The sequence below is a fragment of the Rheinheimera sediminis genome (assembly GCF_004005375.1).
GTDB lineage: Bacteria > Pseudomonadota > Gammaproteobacteria > Enterobacterales > Alteromonadaceae > Pararheinheimera.
This window is the reverse complement of sequence record NZ_RZUF01000083.1, coordinates 1-608: the sequence shown is the minus strand read 5'-3', so window position 1 is coordinate 608 and position 608 is coordinate 1. Positions and strand designations below refer to the sequence as shown.

The window sequence follows — 608 nt, the reverse complement described above, 5'->3', positions numbered from 1 at the left end:
GAACACATCCTCGAGCATATACAGGTAGTAAAACTGCCCACGCACCGTGCTTGGCAAGTAGGTTATATCCCAACAGAACACCTGGCCAGGCCCGGTCGCTGTGTAGGTTGTTGGCAGCGTTGACCCCTTCGGCGCTAAACTCCGGCCACGATGATGCAGCTGACCAAAGGCTTTTAGTACCCGATAAAATGTTGATTCAGAACCATAATATTCATCTTCATCCAACAACGTTGGGACGATCTGCGATGGCGGCAAGCTGGCAAACTTTGGCCAATTGCATACCTCAATAATCTTCGCCTGCTCGGCTTCCGTCAGCTTATTCGAGGGCTGTGGACGAACCGCATCCGGCCTTTTATCAGCGGTGATCTTGCCATCCCGATACCAGCGCCGATAAGTGCGCAGTGTGATGCTAGCTTCTTCGCAGGCCAGAGGAAGTCTCGCTCCAGCCTGGTTTGCTTCCTGTATCAAGTTTACACATTCAGTGCGCTCTGAGACCAAGGTTAATCGTCCTCGTTGTCGTTCTCCCAAAGCGCATTTAACTTTTTTCTAAGCACCAACAAGGCTGCGGTTTCAGCCAAAGCTTTTTCTTTGCGCCTCAACTCGCTTTT

1 pseudogene is annotated in these 608 nt (G+C 51.0%); it reads right to left on the bottom strand.

The window, feature by feature from the left end:
- Positions 1–608: pseudogene (locus EMM73_RS19850) on the bottom strand (IS3 family transposase); the annotation flags it as partial.